The sequence below is a fragment of the Planctopirus limnophila DSM 3776 genome (genome assembly GCF_000092105.1).
GTDB classification, from domain to species: Bacteria; Planctomycetota; Planctomycetia; order Planctomycetales; family Planctomycetaceae; genus Planctopirus; species Planctopirus limnophila.
The window spans coordinates 544,127-563,740 of sequence record NC_014148.1 but is presented as its reverse complement, the minus strand read 5'-3'; the positions used below and the strand labels follow the sequence as shown (position 1 = coordinate 563,740).

The 19,614-nt window shown below is 53.0% G+C and carries 15 protein-coding genes and 5 tRNA genes; 5 read left to right on the top strand and 15 right to left on the bottom strand.

From position 1 onward, the window contains the following. Positions 1 to 234 precede the first annotated feature (234 nt). Positions 235 to 2,709: a DNA gyrase subunit B gene (locus tag PLIM_RS02360; RefSeq protein ID WP_013108731.1), complete on the bottom strand. Its 2,475-nt coding sequence runs from the start codon at positions 2,707 to 2,709 to the stop codon at positions 235 to 237. A 501-nt stretch (positions 2,710 to 3,210) separates the two neighbouring features. On the opposite strand from PLIM_RS02360, the gene PLIM_RS02355 reads away from it, so the two are divergent. The 5 genes from PLIM_RS02355 to PLIM_RS02335 all read left to right on the top strand — a co-directional run bounded on the left by PLIM_RS02355 (position 3,211) and on the right by PLIM_RS02335 (position 8,308). Next, entirely contained in the window at positions 3,211 to 3,531 is a 321-nt protein-coding gene (locus PLIM_RS02355) for a hypothetical protein (RefSeq protein WP_230849376.1), read from the top strand. A 235-nt stretch (positions 3,532 to 3,766) separates the two neighbouring features. Then, positions 3,767 to 4,600 (top strand): ExeA family protein, encoded by an 834-nt coding sequence (locus PLIM_RS02350; protein WP_013108728.1) that lies wholly within the window; start codon positions 3,767 to 3,769, stop codon positions 4,598 to 4,600. Between the two features lie 167 nt (positions 4,601 to 4,767). Then, complete coding sequence (gene cls / locus PLIM_RS02345; RefSeq protein ID WP_013108727.1) at positions 4,768 to 6,201, top strand: cardiolipin synthase; 1,434 nt, start codon at positions 4,768 to 4,770, stop codon at positions 6,199 to 6,201. Between the two features lie 239 nt (positions 6,202 to 6,440). Then, complete coding sequence (locus tag PLIM_RS02340) at positions 6,441 to 7,445, top strand: glycosyltransferase family 2 protein (protein ID WP_013108726.1); 1,005 nt, start codon at positions 6,441 to 6,443, stop codon at positions 7,443 to 7,445. Between the two features lie 134 nt (positions 7,446 to 7,579). Further along, a complete protein-coding gene (locus PLIM_RS02335; protein ID WP_013108725.1) occupies positions 7,580 to 8,308 on the top strand; it encodes a phosphatase domain-containing putative toxin in 729 nt (242 codons plus the stop codon). Positions 8,309 to 8,767: 459 nt separating this feature from the next. On the opposite strand, the gene rpoB is transcribed toward PLIM_RS02335, so the two are convergent. The 14 genes from rpoB to PLIM_RS02265 all read right to left on the bottom strand — a co-directional run bounded on the left by rpoB (position 8,768) and on the right by PLIM_RS02265 (position 19,442). Further along, on the bottom strand, positions 8,768 to 12,484 hold the full coding sequence (gene rpoB, locus PLIM_RS02330) for a DNA-directed RNA polymerase subunit beta (RefSeq protein WP_013108724.1): 3,717 nt from the start codon (positions 12,482 to 12,484) through the stop codon (positions 8,768 to 8,770). 632 nt (positions 12,485 to 13,116) lie between these two features. Then, the gene (gene rplL / locus PLIM_RS02325) at positions 13,117 to 13,509 is read right to left on the bottom strand and encodes a 50S ribosomal protein L7/L12 (RefSeq protein WP_013108723.1); all 393 of its coding nucleotides are present in this window, start codon (positions 13,507 to 13,509) and stop codon (positions 13,117 to 13,119) included. Positions 13,510 to 13,658: 149 nt separating this feature from the next. Beyond that, on the bottom strand, positions 13,659 to 14,171 hold the full coding sequence (gene rplJ, locus PLIM_RS02320; protein WP_013108722.1) for a 50S ribosomal protein L10: 513 nt from the start codon (positions 14,169 to 14,171) through the stop codon (positions 13,659 to 13,661). A 103-nt stretch (positions 14,172 to 14,274) separates the two neighbouring features. Continuing rightward, positions 14,275 to 14,886 (bottom strand): 50S ribosomal protein L1, encoded by a 612-nt coding sequence (rplA, locus tag PLIM_RS02315; protein WP_390416250.1) that lies wholly within the window; start codon positions 14,884 to 14,886, stop codon positions 14,275 to 14,277. Between the two features lie 162 nt (positions 14,887 to 15,048). Further along, on the bottom strand, positions 15,049 to 15,483 hold the full coding sequence (gene rplK / locus PLIM_RS02310) for a 50S ribosomal protein L11 (protein WP_013108720.1): 435 nt from the start codon (positions 15,481 to 15,483) through the stop codon (positions 15,049 to 15,051). Between the two features lie 67 nt (positions 15,484 to 15,550). Continuing rightward, the gene (gene nusG / locus PLIM_RS02305; protein WP_013108719.1) at positions 15,551 to 16,165 is read right to left on the bottom strand and encodes a transcription termination/antitermination protein NusG; all 615 of its coding nucleotides are present in this window, start codon (positions 16,163 to 16,165) and stop codon (positions 15,551 to 15,553) included. Positions 16,166 to 16,369: 204 nt separating this feature from the next. Next, positions 16,370 to 16,744, bottom strand: a complete 375-nt coding sequence (gene secE / locus PLIM_RS02300; protein ID WP_196349512.1) for a preprotein translocase subunit SecE — start codon at positions 16,742 to 16,744, stop codon at positions 16,370 to 16,372. Positions 16,745 to 17,047: 303 nt separating this feature from the next. Beyond that, a tRNA-Trp gene (locus tag PLIM_RS02295) sits at positions 17,048 to 17,120 on the bottom strand. 57 nt (positions 17,121 to 17,177) lie between these two features. After that, positions 17,178 to 17,333 (bottom strand): 50S ribosomal protein L33, encoded by a 156-nt coding sequence (gene rpmG / locus PLIM_RS23540; protein WP_013108717.1) that lies wholly within the window; start codon positions 17,331 to 17,333, stop codon positions 17,178 to 17,180. Between the two features lie 172 nt (positions 17,334 to 17,505). Continuing rightward, on the bottom strand, positions 17,506 to 18,702 hold the full coding sequence (gene tuf, locus PLIM_RS02285) for an elongation factor Tu (RefSeq protein WP_013108716.1): 1,197 nt from the start codon (positions 18,700 to 18,702) through the stop codon (positions 17,506 to 17,508). Positions 18,703 to 18,934: 232 nt separating this feature from the next. After that, positions 18,935 to 19,007, bottom strand: a tRNA-Thr gene (locus PLIM_RS02280). A 161-nt stretch (positions 19,008 to 19,168) separates the two neighbouring features. After that, a tRNA-Gly gene (locus PLIM_RS02275) sits at positions 19,169 to 19,239 on the bottom strand. 33 nt (positions 19,240 to 19,272) lie between these two features. Beyond that, a tRNA-Tyr gene (locus PLIM_RS02270) sits at positions 19,273 to 19,354 on the bottom strand. A 16-nt stretch (positions 19,355 to 19,370) separates the two neighbouring features. Further along, positions 19,371 to 19,442: transfer RNA gene (locus PLIM_RS02265), tRNA-Thr, on the bottom strand. Positions 19,443 to 19,614 lie beyond the last annotated feature (172 nt).

Below are 19,614 nucleotides of genomic sequence, written 5' to 3'. Positions count from 1 at the left end.
TTCCTGCCGTCGATTGGATGATCAACACAAGGGACTGAAATAGAACACAATTTGAAACGACGAGTTGTTTAAATCAAAGCCATTTTCGCTCTCAGACGTTTCCTACGAACTAACAGCGATGTGTTGAAGCGAAGACATGCTTGCCCAGAGCCGCAAGCATGGCACGCAAAGCGCTGTTCAAACCTGGAATCTGTATGTCTGGAACCCATGTGACTGAAGTTCGTGTGACAAGGGTTAAATGTCGAGATCTTTCACATCCAGCGCATGCTTTTCGATGAATTCCCGGCGAGGTTCCACCTGGTCGCCCATCAGGACGCGGAACATTTCGTCAGCTGCTGCGGCATCGTCCATACGAACCTGCAGAAGCGTCCGAGCGGTGGGTTGCATACTGGTTTCCCAAAGTTCTTCGGGATCCATTTCGCCCAGTCCCTTAAAGCGGGTGACTGTCAGACCATCTTCACCGAGTGCTCTGAGCTTTTCGAGAAGCTCACGGAGACTTTGGAGCTTAAGAACAGACTTCTCTTGTTCGATCCGGAAGGGGAAAACCAGTTCCCCATCACGCATCCCAGCCGGAATAAGATGCCGGAATTGAATTCCAATCCCCCTGAGATCGGAGAGCACGTCGTTCAGCGTGCGGATCTCGTGAAGGTCTGTCAGTTGAGCAGCACCTTCGACGGGCTTGGCTGTATCAGCGGCAACAGGCTGTGCATCACTGTTCGCCATATTCAGTTCGCTGCCGCGACGAGCCGCTTCTGATTGCAGGAATGCCTCAACATCTTCGCGTGTGTGGAACCAGTGGTCGGTTCGTGTAATCGTGACCCGATACTGCGGGAGCTTAAAGCTCGCATTGAGCAGCGGTTCGAGAGATTTCAGAGAAATTCCCCGTCGTTCGAGAAGCTCGACAGGTTCAGCCAGTCGCCGCATCAGATTCACGACGTGCCGGAGTGATTCGCCCTCAAACGTGAATCCATCATTCGGGTCAACGAGCCGGGTGCCGTTCATCCCGAGTTCGATAAGCTCCGTCATCATCATGTCATGCGTCTGCACATAACGAGTCTTGTTTTTCTGAATGACTCGATAAAGAGGCGGCTGGGCAATGTAGATGCAGCCATGCTCCACAAGAGCCCGCATGTGACGGAACAGAAACGTGAGCAGCAGCGTCCGGATATGGCTGCCATCGACGTCGGCGTCGGTCATCAGAATGATCTTGCCGTACCGCCGTTTAGTGACATCTTCCAATTCAGCCATCGGTGGAATGCCGACGGCTTTGAACAGGTTGGCAATTTCGGCATTGTCGAGAATCTTGACGAGCTGGGCCTTCTCGACGTTCAGGATCTTACCGCGCAGTGGCAGAATGGCCTGTGTATTGGAGTCGCGGCCAGTATCTGCAGAACCACCAGCTGAATCACCTTCGACGAGGTACAGTTCGGTGATGTCAAGTTCTCGGCTGCGGCAATCACGCAGCTTTTCGGGCAGTCCACCAGAAGTCAAAGCCCCTTTGCGGCGTACCATCTCGCGGGACTTGCGGGCAGCTTCGCGGGCTTCAGCCGCCATCGCACCCTTCTGGCAAATCTTCTTCGCAATCCCTGGATTCTCTTCGAAGAACTTGGTGAGACCTTCAAAGACAATCGAGTTGACAATCCCTTCCACTTCCCCATTCGAAAGCTTGGTCTTGGTTTGACCTTCGAATTGAGGGTGCGGCACGCGGACGGCAATCACGCACACCAAACCTTCGCGGAAGTCATCACCAGTGGTGTCGATATCTTTGAACAGGTTTTCGCGCTTGCCATAGTTGTTGATGGCGCGTGTGAGTGCCGAGCGGAAGCCCGAAAGGTGAGTTCCACCTTCCATGTTGTAAATGTTGTTGGCGAATGCCCGCACGGTTTCGCTGAAGCCATCGTTGTGCTGCAGGCAGACCATGACCTTGACGCCCTCGATTTCTCCTTCAATCGAAAGAATATCAGCGTACAAAGTCGTTTCGGTGCGGTTCAGATGTTTGACGAACTCTCGCAATCCATCGGGGTAATGAAACTCTTCGGACTGTTCTGTTCGCTCGTCCGCAAGGCGAATATGTATCCCTGCATTGAGGAATGCCAGTTCCTGCAACCGCTTGGCAAGGACATCAAAAACGAACTTGCTCTCGGTAAAGATGGTGGAATCGGGCTTGAAGGTAATCTTGGTGCCGGTGACATCGGCCAGGCCGAGTTTGGTCAATTCGGTCGTGCGGGTGCCGCGTGCAAAATCCATGGTCCAGACATGGCCTTCACGACGGATCTCGGCTGAAAGCCACTCACTGAGGGCATTGACCGCTGTGATGCCGACGCCGTGCAGGCCGCCAGTTCCGGTCTTGTAGCCACCCTGACGGTCAAACTTCCCACCGGCATGAATCTTGGTGAGGACAATCTCGAGTGCCGACTTCCCACCCTGATCGGCCATCGCTCCGACAGGAATCCCGCGGCCATCGTCGATGATCGACACACTGCCATCGACGTTGATCTTCACGGAGACCCAGGTGGCATAGCCGGCCACAGCCTCGTCGATTGAGTTATCGACCACTTCGAACACGAGGTGATGCAATCCACGGGAGCCTCGATCGCCAATGTACATGTCGGGGCGAAGACGAATCCCTTCAATCCCTTCCAAGGCTCGAATGTTCTTTTCACTGTACTCACTCGTCGAAGGGGCAGGCGTCGCGGCGGCGTCGGACAACGGTCACTCCCGGCTGTGTGTTGCTCTCTTGTGCCCTGGCTCAATCCTTCTCGCGCCAAGGGCTTAAGGTCACTTAGATCGTACCAGAATCGAGGAAAAATTGACACTCCGAGTCGCAGGATTCTTCGCTATGGTCAAGAGACTTCAGAAGACAACTCTAACATTCGTAACATATTTATTCAAAATAGTTTACGACATGAAGCAAGTGCTGGAAAATCAAGATCTCTCAGCCTGACAGATCGCTGGGTATGAAAAGGGTGACTGAGCCCTTTGGTCTGCGTGGCAAAATGGCTGTTTCAAGTCGAGTCTGAGTCTTCAGGCAGGCGATTGGGGAATCATCGGCGGAATATGCCAGCCTTTGATTTTCCGAGGTGCGAACTGACGAAAACTGCCTTTCATCAATCGACCGACCGTAAGAATTTGACGGGTTATGCGGATTGTGGCGAAGTTTCTGGCCAACAGGCGCCGATGATTGGAAGGCCAGGAGAGATGGAACATTCCATGCTTTCCAGATCGATTGTCAGAATTGTCGAATTGGTCGCCCGGGGCGGCCCCATTTTCGCCTGTGGCCAGGAAGAGATCATGAACGGAATGCAATCGACCGGATGGCGGATGTCAGTCGCCCTGATGGTGCTGTCGGCTTCAGCCTCGATGTCGGGCTGCTTCCAGACCACTGTCGGCGGACAGACATTGCCTTCAGCCTATTATCTCGAAGACGATGTCCAGTATTTCCCCGCTGGCCCTGAAACGAGGTTATACAACCAGATTCAGGCTATGGAGCGATACAATCTCGAACGCGAACAGCTCGAATCTTCTTACTAATTGACGACGCGACTCCTGCAGAATCTAGAGAGTACCTCTCCACGAAACTGTTCGAGACGATGGTGAGTCGACTTCGACTCACCGAGCGAGTCATTTGTGAATTTGAGTGCCTTCGAGCCAGTACTTTCGAGTCAGTGCTTGCGATCTGGTAACGCCACGTTGATCGAGCAGTGCTCATCAATTCATTGGGCAGGTCTGATTATCTTCTTCAATCGCTTGTCTTCGGATGCTCGTCATGATGCCGGAAGATTCACTGACGCGCCCCTCACCTTTCAGGCTCACGCTGGCTCCCGATGACTTTTTTGCCAGTGTGGAACACGAAGAAGCGCTCTCCCGCCTCTGGTATCTGGCGGAACAGCGGGCACCTGTCGGTGTACTGAGCGGAATCAGCGGTACGGGAAAGACGTTTCTGCTGCATGTGCTCGCTCGAGAGCTTTCGCAGGTGGGAGTCGAGGCGATTCTGCTGGATGCCACCAGCCTGGATCGACACGAATTGCTCTGGCGCATTGTCGAAGCATTCGGACTCGGCCCGGATGTCGAAGACAGCCCGCTCTGGCTCTGGTCGCGGCTGACAGATTTCCTCGAAGGCCAGAAATCCACCGGCCAGCGTCTGGCATTTATGATCGATCATTGCCAGACACTCGACCCTGCGTCAGCGCACGTCTTGCGTCGATTGCTGGCACTTTCGATGGGCTGCGAATCGAATGTGACCTGGATCTTTGCGATTGGCCGCTCTGAAGAACATGCCTTTCTGTCGTGGCTCGAAGAATCGAGCGGCCTCAAAATTGATCTGCCGATCTGGTCATCGGCTCGATGTGATGAATTCCTCCGGTGGCGACTGGCCCGCAGTAATTACTCACTGCCGATCTTTACCAAAGCGGCCGTGGATCGGCTTTACACACGCTCGCGTGGGATTCCACTGGAGATCTGCCGCCTGGCCGATCTGGCACTGCTGGCGGGGTCAGCCGAGGGGCGAGAACTGATCGGTGCGGAGACGATCGATTGTGTCGCCCAGGAATTGATCCGAGATCGGGAAAGCTCAAGGCCCGGCACTGTCGTCTTTGATTGATCCATCACGATGTCGATCAATTCAGATCGGGAGCTTCGTCGCCGAAGAAAGCGGCAACGATCACTTTCTCTCATGGCGAAGTCCTTTCGCTCAGGGCAGAATAAAATCTGTCCACGTGAAGCCAGCACAGGCGACTGGCGACGATCACTCTTGAGAGGAACTTTGACGTGTTCAACTGGTTGCCCGGCACTTTGGCGGTCATCAGTTTTGTACTCCAGTTTTCTCTTGTTTCTGTGGTGCTCCTGACAAAGCGCCGTCAGGAAACAGCCACTGTAGCATGGATCATTACGATCATTACGCTGCCGTACATCGGTGCGATTTTGTACCTGATCTTTGGCATCAATCGGGTCGAATCGACTGTTAAACATCGTTTGCGAGCCTGGCGGCGACTCAGCCATCGGCTTCCCGAGCTCTCCGAACGACATCTGCTGGACAGTGATCGATTAACTCCACTTCAATCCAACATGGCAAAGGTCGCCACCCGCCTGGCCGAATCCCGCCCGACCATGCATAATCGAGTGGATCTTTTGCATGATGCCGGGATTGCTTTCGACGAAATTGAAACTGCGATCCGTAATGCACGCTCCACAATTCATCTCGAATACTACATCTGGCAACCGGATAAAATCGGCACCCGGCTCAGAGACTTGCTCATCGAAAAGGCCAGAGCTGGAGTCAAAGTTCGATTTCTTTATGACTCGATCGGTTCATTGAGATTGTCCCGCCGCTTTATTGCTCCGATGCGGGAAGCGGGAATTGAAATTTCGGCGTTTGTTCCGGGACGAGGCTGGCTCGAATCGTGGTCGCTGAACCTGCGTAATCATCGCAAGATCATCATTGTCGATGGGGAAATCGGTTTCACAGGTGGTATGAATGTGGGTGATGAGTATCTAAGTCGCGTCCCCCATTTTGGCCACTGGAGTGATACACACCTTCGACTCATGGGCCCTTCAGTGCTGCAATTGCAGATGATCTTTGCGGAAGACTGGCATTGTGCCACTGGTCGCGAGATCTCGTGGCAAGACGATTTTCCGCGACCCGAAACACATGGTCATGTCGAGGCGCAGGTGGTTTCCGGTGGTCCCCATATGGAAGACAGCGTATTTCAGTCGCTGTTCTTTGCAGCCATCAATGAAGCCCGGCATCACATCACAATTACCACAGGATACTTTGTTCCCACAAACGCCCTGGTCGTGGCATTGGAGTGTGCGGCTGTGCGCGGTGTGAAAGTGCGATTACTGCTCTCGGGTGCCAAAGGTTACTGGTACACCCGTATGGCGGGCCGGTCGAGTTACAGCCCGCTGCTGCGAGCCGGTGCTGAGATCTGGGAATACAACCGCGGTTATCTACACTCGAAAACGTTGACTCTGGACGGCGAGTACTCTCTGGTGGGAAGCCCCAATTTCGATTCGCGCAGCGTGTTTCTGAATTTTGAAGTCGCTGTCGCGATGTACGACAAGGGGATCGCTGAGCAGCTCAACTCGCAGTTTGAAATCGATGTCCGCCAGGCAGAGCCAATTGAGAAAAGCCTGTGGTTCAAACGTTCCCGCTGGCAGAAGCTCCAGGAAAACTGGGCTCGCATGTTCGCCCCGATTTTATGACACAGAAAGCCCCCTAAACAACCAGAAATACCCAGCTCACTGCGGGAGCCGGTCTGGACGTTTTCTTCGACTTCTGCAAAACTCCGTCTGGAAATCTCACCAGGAAACTTGCTCACTCAAGACTTACGATTCAGCAACCCATTCACTCACTAATTCACTGGCAATGCCTGCATCGATGACATGGATGTCATTCCGAGCGATGCAAATGCCCTATGGATGTCGGCAACAGGCGATTTAATATGCACGTTTCGATTGTCGTTCCGATCTATAACGAACTCGAAAACCTTCCCCTTTTGCATGCCGCCATCATGCGGGTGATGGAGCCCCTGGTACACAGTTGTGAGTTAATTCTCATCAACGATGGTTCCACCGATGGTTCTACCGAAGTCATGGATCAAATTGCCGCGGCAGATTCCCGGGTGAAGCTGATCGAGTTTCGCAAAAATTTTGGCCAGACGGCTGCGATGCAGGCGGGGATTCAGGCAGCCACTGGTGACGTCATTGTCACCATCGATGGCGACCTGCAGAACGAGCCCGAAGACATTCCAATGATGCTGGCGAAAATCGAGGAAGGTTACGATCTCGTGCATGGCTGGCGTAAGAACCGGCAGGATGCAGTTCTCCACCGGAAACTTCCGTCAGTTTGTGCCAACTGGCTGATTGGGAAAGTGACTGGTTTCCCGGTGCACGACCTGGGTTGCACACTCAAGGCCATTCGCAGCGAAATCGCCAAGGAACTACAGCTTTACGGCGAAATGCATCGCTTCATCCCCATTCTCGCCAGACAGCGCGGGGCAAGATGCATCGAAGTCGTTACGAGGCATCATGCCCGGCGTTTTGGTGTCTCGAAGTACGGCCTGGGCCGCGTCACTCGCGTGCTGCTGGATCTGGCAACCGTCAAATATCTGATTCAGTACGCCGTCAGCCCCATGAAACTCTTTGGGATGATGGGATTAATGGCCATGTTCACCAGCGGTCTGGCAGCATTCGCCAGTATCGGCCTTAAGCTGACCTATAACTATGATATGACTGGCAACCCCCTGCTGCTGTTGAGTGCTGTCTCCGGGTTGGCGGCGATTCAGTTTGTCTTTCTGGGTTTACTGAGCGAACTCTGCTCACGCATCTATTTTCAGGTGCAGAACGTACAGACGTATGCTGTCCGCAAAACGACAAATTTTGAGACAGTTTCACTCGCCATTTCACCGGCTCCACTACTGGATCCTCGCTCACGCCGGGCTGCCTGAATGCGGGTGTCATTTCGACTCCATTACTGAATTTTTCTCATGGGCTCTCGGGCGGCATATCACAAAAGTCATTGCTGCTCAAGAATTGAGACTTCGATAGCGCCGATCGGCGGCAGACAAGGATGATTGATTCCATGACGCACGAGAACACGACGAATTCGACAGAAACGACTCCAGCAGCTTCGCGGCTGCGGTTTCGCTGGATTCTGATTCTGGCAACGATCGTGGCCATGGGTGCTGGTGGCTGGGCTTATCGTCAGAATCATCGCTACAAGCATGTCGCGATTCACGATCCCGGAAAAGTGATTCGCTGCGCCTGGGTGGAAGCCGACGTGATGGCCGAACTCGTCCAGAAGCACCAGGTGAAGACGGTGCTCAATCTTTGCCGCCCGGGAGAAATGGGCCCGGATCGCGCACGGCAGGAGCGAATGGCTGTGGAAGCCGCCGGTGCCAAGCTGATTGAACTTTCACTTCCGGATATTGATGATCCTTCGAGCCCTCTGATCGCTCCACATATCGCAGTGTTAAAGGATCCCGCGAACTATCCACTGATTGTTCATTGTCAGCATGGATTCAATCGAACAGGCCGCGTGTTAACGATGTACGACGTAATGTTCCGTGGAAAAACAGGTGAAGAAGCTCTGTCGAAGATGCCTCTTTTCGGGCGCCACGACTACGCACCACTCGAGCATGCTTTCGCTCGAAACTTTGATGTCTTCTATGCTGCCGAAAAGGCCAAAGAAGCCGCTGGTGAAAAACCTGACCAGTCCACTCCCTCTTTAACGACTGAACATGTCGAGACAGCAGTCCCTGCCATTGAGCAGACCAGCTTCCAGGAGGGAACTGGCAAACCGTCGCGTTGATGAATGTCTTGCCGATCATCACTTGGACGTACGATTGACCGGCCTTTTCATGAGATGATGGCAGTGTGTTGATATTGAACATGCCACCCGAAGCGGTGTGAAGGGTCGTCGCAGGACACACGCTGGGCGCAGTTTCTTGTTGTCGTGGCGATGCACGACAACCCGGTCAAGAGTTGGCCGGGCTACCCGTCACCACTTTTGCAGGCCTGGCGCTGCGCCAGGTTGTGAAAAAGCCAATACATAGCCACGGGCATGGCACACTAACCGCTGCAAAATTGTGGGGACTTGAATATGAGCCCAACCACCCGTCTGATAACCACGCCCTTTCACAAAGCTTACAGGGCGTGCCACCCAACGCCCGCTGGTTTTCCACAAGCTGACAAAAAGAACCAGGGGGATCGGTGACAGGCACTGATCCCCCTGGAGGACTTACAAGAATTGATGTCTTGATCCGCCGAACTATGTGAGGCTCTTCTCCAACTGCATGTTCAGGCAGAGACCACGAATTTCGTTGTTGAGCACTTCAAAGCTGGCAGGTGTACCGGCTTCGAGAGTGTTTTCTCCCTTGACCATCGATTCGTAGATCTTCGTGCGGCCTTCCACATCGTCGCTCTTCACAGTGAGCAATTCCTGCAGAATATAGGCAGCACCGTAGGCTTCCAGAGCCCACACTTCCATCTCACCAAATCGCTGACCACCAAAACGAGCCTTACCACCCAGCGGCTGCTGAGTAATCAAAGAGTAAGGGCCAGTGGCGCGGGCATGAACTTTATCTTCGACCAGGTGATGCAGCTTGAGCATGTAGATGTAGCCCACAGTCGTCTTCTGCTCGAACGGTTCGCCGGTGCGGCCATCCAGCAACTGTGCCTTTCCGTCTTCGGGAAGACCAGCCTGCTTCAGCAGTTCGCGAATCGTTTCTTCAGCCGGTCCATCAAAGACAGGGCATTTCGCTCGGAAGCCCAGCTTGGCTGCAGCCCAGCCCAGATGAGTTTCGAGAATCTGCCCCACGTTCATACGGCTGGGCACACCCAGTGGGTTGAGAATGATGTCAACCGGTGTTCCATCGGCGAGGAATGGCATATCCTCGACTGGCAGCACCTTGGAAATCACCCCCTTGTTGCCGTGACGACCGGCCATCTTGTCACCGACAGAGATCTGCCGCTTCTGAGCGACATAGACCTTCACCATCTGCAGCACACCGCTGGGCAACTCATCGCCACGCTTCATGGTGTTCAGCTTACGGTCACGATCATCAATCGCTTCTTCCACCGGGCCCCAGAATTCCTTGATGGCCTTCTTGCAGTCGGCCTTCTTCTGAGGACTGCGGAGATCCATGGTTTCAAAACGATGCAGGAATGACTCCGCATAAGTGGCCAGGAACTTGGCATCATCGAGCTTGCCAAGATCACGTCCATCGTCATCCTGCAGTTTCTTTTCCAGAGCTGTTTCAAAATGAGTGAGGAAGGTCTTGAAAGCAGCTGCAATCAAATCATTTCCAGACTCTTCCACACGCTTCAGGTCAGTTTCGAACTTCTTACGTTCGGTTTCCGAGAGACTCATTCGACGAGAGAACTTCTCTGTATGAATGACGATCCCTTCCACACCACTGGGGACTTCCAGTGATTCGTTCTTCACGTCTTCCCCGGCCCGTCCGAAGATCGCGTGAAGGAGCTTTTCTTCCGGTGTCAGTTCGGTCTTGGCTTTGGGCGAAACCTTACCTACCAGAATATCGCCTGGCTCAACGCGTGTACCGACATGGATCACACCGTCATCATCCAGATGACGCAGAGCCTTATCGCTCACGTTGGGAATGTCGCGAGTGAATTCTTCGCGACCCAGTTTGGTTTCGCGAACTTCCACATCGAATTCATCGATGTGGATTGACGTGTAAACGTCTTCTTTCACGAGACGTTCCGAAAGGATGATCGCGTCTTCAAAGTTGAAGCCTTCCCAGGACATGAACGCGACGAGCACGTTTCGTCCCAGTGCCAACTCACCATCACCCACAGCAGCACTGTCAACAAGGATATCACCCTTCTTGACCTTATCACCCACCTTGACGACAGGAGTCTGGTTCAGACAGGTGCGCTCATTGAGGCCTGTGTACTTGCGAAGTGGTGTGCGTTTGCCATCGATTTCGATGCAATCCCCATCGACGTAAGTCACTTTACCTGACTTCTCGGCTCTCAAAACCATCCCGCTGTTCTGGGCAACCGGTCCTTCAAGACCAGTTCCTACCAGAGGTGGTTCCGCAATCAGCAGAGGAACGCCCTGCCGCTGCATGTTTGAACCCATCAGTGCGCGGTTGGCATCGTCGTGCTCAAGGAACGGAATCAAACCGGCCGAGACACCCACCATCTGGCAAGGTGCGACGTCGATGTAGTTCACCTGAGAAGCGGGCAGCCAGAGGAAGTCGTTGTGGTGACGACACATGACGCGTTCATCACGCATCTTGTCGTCCTGCACCGGCGTATCAGCCGGGGCGATGTAAACATGCGACTCTTCGTCGGCTCGCAGCCAGACGATTTCTTCAGTCACCTTCTTATCGACAACCTTGCGATATGGGGTGATAAGGAAACCGTAATCATCGACCTTCGCAAAAATGCTGAGGCTTGAAATCAGACCGATGTTGGTACCTTCCGGTGTTTCAATCGGGCAGATACGGCCATAGTGCGAAATATGTACGTCGCGAACTTCAAAGCCTGCCCGCTTGCGGTTCAAGCCGCCCGGGCCAAGGGCACTGAGCCGGCGCTCGTGAGTCAACGTGGCCAGAGGATTGGTCTGATCCACCACCTGTGAGAGTTCGCCACGGCCGAAGAAGAAATCAATCGCTGCCGAGACACTCTTCGGGTTGATCAAAGAGCGTGGTGACATTTCCTCCACATCTTTGAGGCTCATTCGCTCCTGAACGGTGCGGCGGAGCTTCAGGAAGCCTTTGCGAAGTTCTTCCTGTGCGAGTTCGTCAATGGTTCTCAGGCGCCGATTGCCCAGGTTATCGATATCATCGACATGGGCTGTCGCATCACCCGTCCGCAACTTCATCACATACCGGATGGAGTTGATGATATCTTCGGGACGAAGAGTCATCTCGGTATCAGGCACATCCTGATCAAATTTACGGTTCACGCGGAAACGACCGACGCGACCAATTCGATATCGATTCACGTCAAAGAACTTCTCTTTGAAGAGTTCGATGGCCTTTTCCAGCTGAGGTGGATTGCCTGGACGCAGACGCTGATAGATTCGAAGCAGCGCGTCTTCATGGCTCGCGGTCGAATCCTCAATCAGACTATCCATAATGATGGGATCATCCGACTTCTCGGCGACATCGACTGTCTTGATCCCCGATTCCTTAATCTCTTCAGCCAGTGGCTTCGTGATGACATGACAGGCTTCGCAGATGATCTCGCCCATCCGCTCGTGACCGGCTGGATAAACGATATCGTCCGCAGCGTGCTTGCCAGCGACGTGCTCCACGAAGTGGCTGTCGCTGACCTTGAATGTCACCACATTGTGGAACAGCTTGACCAGATCTTTCGTACGACCATACGCAGGATCCATCGCCCGCAGGAAGGTCATCGCACTGAACTTGCCTGACTGATCGATGCGGACATTCAGAGTATCCCGCTTGCCGATATTCAGCTCGATCCAGCTACCACGCTCGGGAATGACACGGCAGGAGAAAGTCTTCTTTTCACCGGGTTCGGCTGACATCACAAAGTCAACACCGGGAGAGCGGTGCAACTGACTGACAACAACTCGCTCGGAACCGTTGATGATGAATTCGCCACCACCGATCATGATGGGCAAATCACCCAGATAAACTTCTTCTTCCTGCGGCTGCTCCTTCATGAGCCGCAGCCAGACCCGGAAAGGACGTCCGTAGGTTAAGCGAAGCTGGCGGCACTCGAGTGGTGTATAGCGAGGCTTACCGAGTTCGTACTTGATGTACTCCAGGCGATACTTCTGATCGTAGCTCTCGATGGGGAAGACTTCCCGAAGAATCGCCTCCAGACCGTCATCAGCTCGCTCACGTGGCTCACTCTCAAGTTGCAGAAAGCGATGGTAAGAAGCTGTCTGGATTTGTGTGAGTTCAGAGATGGCAAACTCACCACGAATGGATCCAAAATGGCGAGTTTCATGAGTCTCAATCACACGCTGGGCGGGGTTGGGCATGCGAAGCTTCCTGTGACAACGAAATCAATCAACGTGATACAAAACAGGCATGTCAAACAGCACGAGTCATTCTCATGCCATCATGTACGCCGATCCGACCTCATTCGATGCAGAACACACCAGTGATCTGCAGATTGAAGCCGAAGGCAACGTGGGAGCACCCTGTTCATTATTGTGAGCAAAAGAACTGCCTGAGAATTCTCAAATCAACCATTCAACAGACTCATGGACGACTCTGCACGAGAGATCATGATCCTGAAGGTGGTTCGCTTCATCACCAAGCCAGCATAACGCGCGAGATTGTTATCGCAACTGTGCAGCCCATTCGATCACGGCCACTCAGTCGCTCAACCACGAGGATGATTCAAGACTCTGCCTGAAAGAAACCGGAGCTGAGACGCAGAACCTGCGAAATGAGAACGAAATTGCAGCGACAGCAGTTTGCTATCGCTGCAATTCGAAAACAATCGAAGGGTCGCACCGACAAATCTTTACAGCAGATTGCTGACAATTGATCGAAGCTCATTCAAAACGAGGGAGACCGCTTCTGTGCCGCCGACGAGAACTGTCACACGTGGGCAAGACGCCATCCAGCAAAACGAGAAGGCGGACAGATCACCCCCGTTTCACAATTACTTGATCTCAGCAGTGGCACCAGAAGCTTCGAGTTCCTTCTTGAGCTTGTCGGCATCTTCCTTCGAGATACCAGTCTTGACTGGCTTAGGAGCGCCTTCGACAAGATCCTTGGCTTCCTTGAGACCAAGGCCAGTGGCTGTACGGACAACCTTGATGACGCTCAGCTTGTTATCGCCAAAGCCAGTAAGAATCACATCGAACTCAGTCTTCTCTTCGACAGGAGCAGCAGGAGCGGCACCACCACCACCAGGTGCCATTACGACAGCACCGCCAGCAGGCTTAATGCCGTGAACCTGCTCGAGATAGTCGGCCAGAGCCTTCGCCTGGAGCAGAGTGAGAGCAACAATCTTGTCGCCCAGTTCAGTTGTTGCAGAATCAAAATCAGCCATTTGCCCGACCCTTTCGTAGATCGCACGAACTTATCAAAAATCACTCAAAATCCAGCGACTGGCAGAAGCATCCAGAGCACTGAGTTCGAGCCACCAATCTCTAAAAAATAAGATCGCATGCCATCGCAGGCGATCAGAAAACGACCAAACTATTCAGTCTTCTCAGCAATGCTTTGCACCTGTCCAGCCAATGTGCCACCAGCACCCAAGAGAGCACCAGCCAGGTTTGCACCTGGTGACAGAATCAAACCAACCAATTGACCCAGAACCTCTTTGCGGCCAGGGCTCTTGCTGAGCTTCTCCACATCAGAAGCTGAAAGAGCAGTCCCACTGAGAGTTCCGCCCTTGACTGCGAGGTTTTTACAGTCCTTGAGGGAATCAACAATCTCGCGAGCTAAAGCCACAACGTCTTCAGCACCCCACACTATAGTGGAAGGGCCTTTGAGCGAATCCGCCAGATCGATGCCGACTTCTCGAAGAGCAGCATTGGCGACTGAGTTACGCACGCCCAGAACAGAAATTTTCTTGGACTGCATCAGCAGTCGCCACTTGTTGGCGGAGACTGCATCAACCTTGGAGGCATCCAGAACTAATAAATCACGATGTTCGCCGACCGCTGTGCGGATGTCGTCGATCATCATTTTTTTGACAACTTTACTCATGATCTCTCAATCGACTCCGAACCATTAACCACAATTCGCATGACAAGAAGCATCACATCCATTCGCTGGCAACCTGTGGGAGAGCACAAAGGCTCTACCGGCACTAGACTGCAGTCACATAGACGGCGGGAGTCATGCTGCCGACGATGACAATATTACGAATGTACTGGCCCTTGGAGGTCGCGGGCTTGAGTGAGCGAATGTACTTCAAAAACGCTTCCACGTTTTCAATCAGCTGTTGCTCGCCGAAGCTCATCTTGCCGACTACACAATGGACGTTGCCGCCATCATCGACGCGGAACTCGACTTTACCAGCACGGTATTCTTTAACGGCAGCCGCGACGTCAGCAGTCACTGTCCCAGCCCTGGGAGAGGGCATCAAACCGCGAGGACCGAGGACCCGGCCAAGGGGACCGACGACACCCATCATGTCGGGCGTGGCAATGGCGACATCAAAGTCAACCCAGCCTTCTTTAATCTTGTCGGCCAACTCTTTGCCACCGACAAACTCGGCACCAGCGTCCTGAGCAATCTTGACGTTGTCGCCCTGAGCGAAGACCAGCACGCGCTTCGATTTACCAATGCCGTGAGGGAAAACGATCGAGCCGCGGACGATCTGATCAGCCTGACGCGGATCGACACCAAGGCGGACAGAGATGGTGACCGTCTGGTCAAACTTGCAAGGCTTGACACCCTTGGGCAGCTTCGACTCCATCCCCTTGAGAGATGTAACAGCTGCCGGCAGATCAACCACACCAATCTTACCGGCGATTTCGCCGAGATGCTTCATTCGCTTAGAAACAGTCGCCATTCTTAATCCTTAATCGCTCCCCAGTCGCAAACCGCTACTGAGTCGAACGCGAAAGAGAAACACAAACTAATCCAAAACTTCGAGACCAACACTGCGAGCCGTACCAGCGATAATTCGAACAGCAGCGTCCAAACTGGAGGCGTTCAAGTCGGCCATCTTCGTCTTGGCAATTTCAGCCAACTGAGCCTTCGTGACTGAACCGACTTTCTCGGAGCGATGCTTACTGGCACCCTTGGCAATGGCAGCAGCCTGCTTCAGGAGCACAGAGGCTGGCGGGCTCTTCAATTCAAACTTGAAGGTACGATCTTCGAAAATCGTAATCACAACCGGAACAATCATTCCGTTCAGATCTTTGGTGCGATCATTGAACTGAGTCACGAATTGACCAAGATTCACACCGTGAGGCCCGAGTGCAGTACCCACGGGAGGAGCCGGCGTGGCCTTCCCCCCAGGGATCTGGACCTTCACCTGAGCCTTAATCTTCGCTTCTTTCTTGGCCATATCTATTCAGCTTCAACAAGGATTGCAGATCTATCACCTGGAACGAGTTAACAACCAGCAGCGGAGACTACGGCCTTTCGGCCTGCCAGTACTCCAGCTCAACAGGTGTTGACCGTCCAAAAATTTCCACTAGTACGTTAATCTTGCCGTTCGCTTCGTCAATCGAATCAATCGGGCCTTCAAAACCTTCGAAGGTCCCTTCCTTGATCTTGACAATATCACCCACAGCAAACTCAATCTTCATGGCAGGAGCAGCAGATTCCTGCTTCTGCTCCTGCTTCTGCAGCATACGAGCTATCTCATGATCCTGCATCGGTGTCGGCTTACCGGCAGAACCAGTGAAATCACCCACACCACCCGTCGTTCTCACAATGTACCAGGTGTCATCGTTCAGAATCATCTGAACCATGAGGTATCCAGGGTACAACTTGTGCTCGACAACTTTCTTTTTACCGTTTTTATTCTCTACCACCTTTTCAGTGGGAATCAGAATCTCACCAAAAAACTGCTCGAGGCCTTCCTGCCGAATTCGCCTCAGGAGATTGTCTCGAATTGATTTCTCACGATTGCTCGTAATCTTCAAAACGTACCAGAGCATGGCGTTCTCGGTCGAAGCAACCTCTGAGTTGCTGGAGGAAGCACCCCCAGCGACTCCTTCTGTCGCTTTCCCATCTACCGCCATGACAACTCCTCCCGACAAATTAATCGCAAAACAATTTTTACTAGCCAGATAGATCACCAACCAGAAATGGCCGTTCTGCGCGAAGCAGGCATCATGACAGCAGCTATGAGATTTTGCAACTCAGCAGAGACCGGTTCAATTTAATGAATCCGAAGGGTTAACCCCACCACCATCAATGCCGGCAGCCCGCCCGAATCCAGTCGCCTAACCGTAAATCTGCAACACGCCAATCAAGCCCAACACCCATTGCCAAAAGAGATCAAACCCAAATAAAACCAGGCTCAATGAAATTGTCACAAAAAGGACCACCCCGGTAGCCTTCATGAGCTCAGGTCGCTCCGGCCACGTGACCCGGCTCATCTCTGATTCAACTTCAATGAGAAAATCAGCAAACACGGGATAGTGCACAAGCCTCCAAGCACACCAGCTTCCAAGTACCGCCATCACTGTGGGCACAGCAATTCGAATAGCATTCGAAAAGTTCGAAATCGCCGGAAAAGCCGCACTCAGCTGAGCCATGAGATCATCAAAGACTCGTACAGAGAATGTCCATGAGCCCAAGAGGACCGCAAGAATCATGGCAGCGGCCGTCAGGTAACGAACGAGTCGTCCCTGATTTCTTTTATAAAGGCCAGGAGAGATGATCGATTGCCAGATTGTGGCTTGGGCAGTGCTTGCCATATTCATCCATTAACCTGCCTGACGGACACTCAACTCTGCGTTGAACATTCATCAAGACTTGAAATCATCGAAACCAACTTCATCAAAATCGAGACCCACTGGCGGGTGCAGCTGCAGACCTTCTCGCCAGCCCCCTGGACGACCAAGACAATCAGGGCTGAGAACGACAGAGTGGTTGTGAGCTGAAAATCTCACTATGAACACGGGCGGAGGGACTCGAACCCCCAACCTGCGGATTTGGAATCCGCTGCTCTGCCAATTGAGCTACACCCGTAAGCCTCAAGGCATGACTCGTTCAATGGCCACACCATCCAGGCCTCGAAGCCGAAAACTACTTCTTACGAGACTCTTTATGGAGAGTATGCTTCCGCAGCCTGGGGCAATACTTCATGAGCTCCAGCCGTTCCGTACCACGAGTCTCTTTGGAGACGCGGTAATTCCTCTGACCAGATTCTGTACATTCGAGCCAAACGAATTCGCGAGCCATAATTGCCTCTCTCCAACAGCACCATCGGCCATCGACCGTGGCAGCCAGAGTTTACTCAAAAATCAGAGAACTGTTGAAAACAACCCCGCGGCTTACCAAAAAGCCGCGGGGAAACCACTCAATCAATAGCATGGCATGATCATCTCATAAAGATGAGAGCCATCCTGATTAACTAGGCGAGAATCTTTGTAACCACGCCTGAACCGACCGTCTTGCCACCTTCACGGATAGCAAAACGAACGTTTTCAGTCATGGCGATGGGCTTGAGCAGCTCAACTTCCATCTTCACGTTGTCGCCGGGCATACACATTTCTGCGCCGCCGAGGAGCTTGGCACCGCCGGTGACGTCTGTGGTACGGAAGTAGAACTGTGGCTTGTAACCATTGAAGAACGGGGTATGACGACCACCTTCTTCTTTGCTCAGCACGTAAACCTGGCACTCAAACTTGGTGTGCGGCTGAATTGAACCTGGCTTGGCCAGCACCTGACCACGCTGCACGTCTTCCTTCTTGATACCGCGGATGAGCACACCCACGTTATCGCCGGCACGACCTTCATCGAGAGTCTTCTGGAACATTTCCACGCCGGTGCAAACCGACTCAATGGTGTCCTTCAAACCGATAATCTGAACCTTATCACCAACCTTGAGGATGCCCTGCTCGATACGGCCGGTCACCACAGTACCACGACCTTCGATCGAGAAGACGTCTTCGATCGACATGAGCATGGGCTTGTCGACAGCACGTTCCGGTTCAGGAACGTTGGCATCGAGTGCGTCCATCAGGTCGCCGATGCACTTGTTGAACTTAGGATCGGCTGGGTTATCGAGAGCACCCTTGGCGTTGCCACGAACGATGGTGATATCATCGCCGGGGAAGTCGTACTTTGTAAGGAGCTCACGAACTTCCATTTCGACGAGTTCGAGAAGTTCTTCGTCGTCAACGAGATCGCACTTGTTGAGGAACACCACGAGAGCAGGGACGTCCACCTGACGGGCGAGCAGGATGTGCTCGCGAGTCTGTGGCATCGGACCGTCAGCAGCGGAAACCACGAGAATAGCGCCGTCCATCTGAGCGGCACCGGTGATCATATTCTTGATGTAGTCAGCGTGGCCTGGGCAATCGATGTGAGCGTAGTGACGAGTGGCGGTTTCGTATTCGACGTGTGAAACGGCAATCGTCACGGTCTTGGTTTCGTCGCGAACGGTACCACCCTTGGCGATATCCGAATAGCTCTTGAACTTGGCCAGACCCTTGGCAGTCTGCACAGCCAGAATCGCGGCAGTTGTCGTGGTCTTGCCATGGTCAATGTGACCAATCGTTCCAACGTTGACGTGGGGCTTTGTCCGCTGAAAAACTTCCTTCGCCATTTCTCCGAAACCTTCTTTGTTGCTGTTTGTCGACCAGCGGAACTTTCCGCCCGTGTATCAAATTGGGACGACAGAACGAGAGGACGACAATCCCATGGGCACCACGACGGCACCCACGCCAAATACGTGGACTCAAACACTCAATCGATGCTGACAGTAACCAAACTGCCAACATCCAGACAAAATTGCATCGTGTAAAGACTGGCAACCTTGCCAGAATCTCGCCACCAAAAGCTACCGGTGGGATTCGAACCCACGACCTCGTCCTTACCAAGGACGCACTCTACCAACTGAGCTACGGCAGCGAGATCAACTTCAAATCACCGACAACTTCCCTACGAGGCTGTAGACGATGACCCGAATTTTCCGCAATGTCAACCGACACGACCTGCACAGCTTTGAAACCTGGGAGTCTCTCTACAAGAAACCCCAGGAAGCTGCACAAATGTGACATTTTCACACAGAGAGCGGGTGAAGGGAATCGAACCCTCACCACCAGCTTGGAAGGCTGGAGCTCTACCATTGAGCTACACCCGCAACTACTTCGAAAAGCAATCAACACACAAAAATTGGCGGAAACAGGATTCGAACCTGTGAAGGCATAGCCACCAGATTTACAGTCTGGCCCCTTTGACCGCTCGGGAACTCCGCCGCTGAAAATTCACAAAAGCTGGCGGAGGGATTCGAACCCACAACCTCCTGTTTACAAAACAGGAGCTCTACCGTTGAGCTACACCAGCTTGAACTGACTTCCTCAGTTGATGACGAAATAACTCGTCACCTCGAAGCAGGCCACACAATTGACACACCAGCCACCGGCCAGTTCACCAAGTGCGAGACTTCTTTTCTGAGAAAATCGATTTGGATGAAAAGTATAGCAACCCCTACTCACCCTGCAAGGTTGGCGGACTT

Excerpts from the sequence above, each read along its gene's own strand:
- PLIM_RS02355 (WP_230849376.1), top strand. The coding sequence starts at position 3,211 with ATGCTTTCCAGATCGATTGTCAGAATTGTCGAATTGGTCGCCCGGGGC.
- PLIM_RS02350 (WP_013108728.1), top strand. The coding sequence starts at position 3,767 with ATGATGCCGGAAGATTCACTGACGCGCCCCTCACCTTTCAGGCTCACG.
- PLIM_RS02340 (WP_013108726.1), top strand. The coding sequence starts at position 6,441 with ATGCACGTTTCGATTGTCGTTCCGATCTATAACGAACTCGAAAACCTT.
- PLIM_RS02335 (WP_013108725.1), top strand. The coding sequence starts at position 7,580 with ATGACGCACGAGAACACGACGAATTCGACAGAAACGACTCCAGCAGCT.
- rpoB (WP_013108724.1), bottom strand. The coding sequence starts at position 12,484 with ATGCCCAACCCCGCCCAGCGTGTGATTGAGACTCATGAAACTCGCCAT.
- rplL (WP_013108723.1), bottom strand. The coding sequence starts at position 13,509 with ATGGCTGATTTTGATTCTGCAACAACTGAACTGGGCGACAAGATTGTT.
- rplJ (WP_013108722.1), bottom strand. The coding sequence starts at position 14,171 with ATGAGTAAAGTTGTCAAAAAAATGATGATCGACGACATCCGCACAGCG.
- rplA (WP_390416250.1), bottom strand. The coding sequence starts at position 14,886 with ATGGAGTCGAAGCTGCCCAAGGGTGTCAAGCCTTGCAAGTTTGACCAG.
- rplK (WP_013108720.1), bottom strand. The coding sequence starts at position 15,483 with ATGGCCAAGAAAGAAGCGAAGATTAAGGCTCAGGTGAAGGTCCAGATC.
- nusG (WP_013108719.1), bottom strand. The coding sequence starts at position 16,165 with ATGGCGGTAGATGGGAAAGCGACAGAAGGAGTCGCTGGGGGTGCTTCC.
- secE (WP_196349512.1), bottom strand. The coding sequence starts at position 16,744 with ATGATTCTTGCGGTCCTCTTGGGCTCATGGACATTCTCTGTACGAGTC.
- rpmG (WP_013108717.1), bottom strand. The coding sequence starts at position 17,333 with ATGGCTCGCGAATTCGTTTGGCTCGAATGTACAGAATCTGGTCAGAGG.
- tuf (WP_013108716.1), bottom strand. The coding sequence starts at position 18,702 with ATGGCGAAGGAAGTTTTTCAGCGGACAAAGCCCCACGTCAACGTTGGA.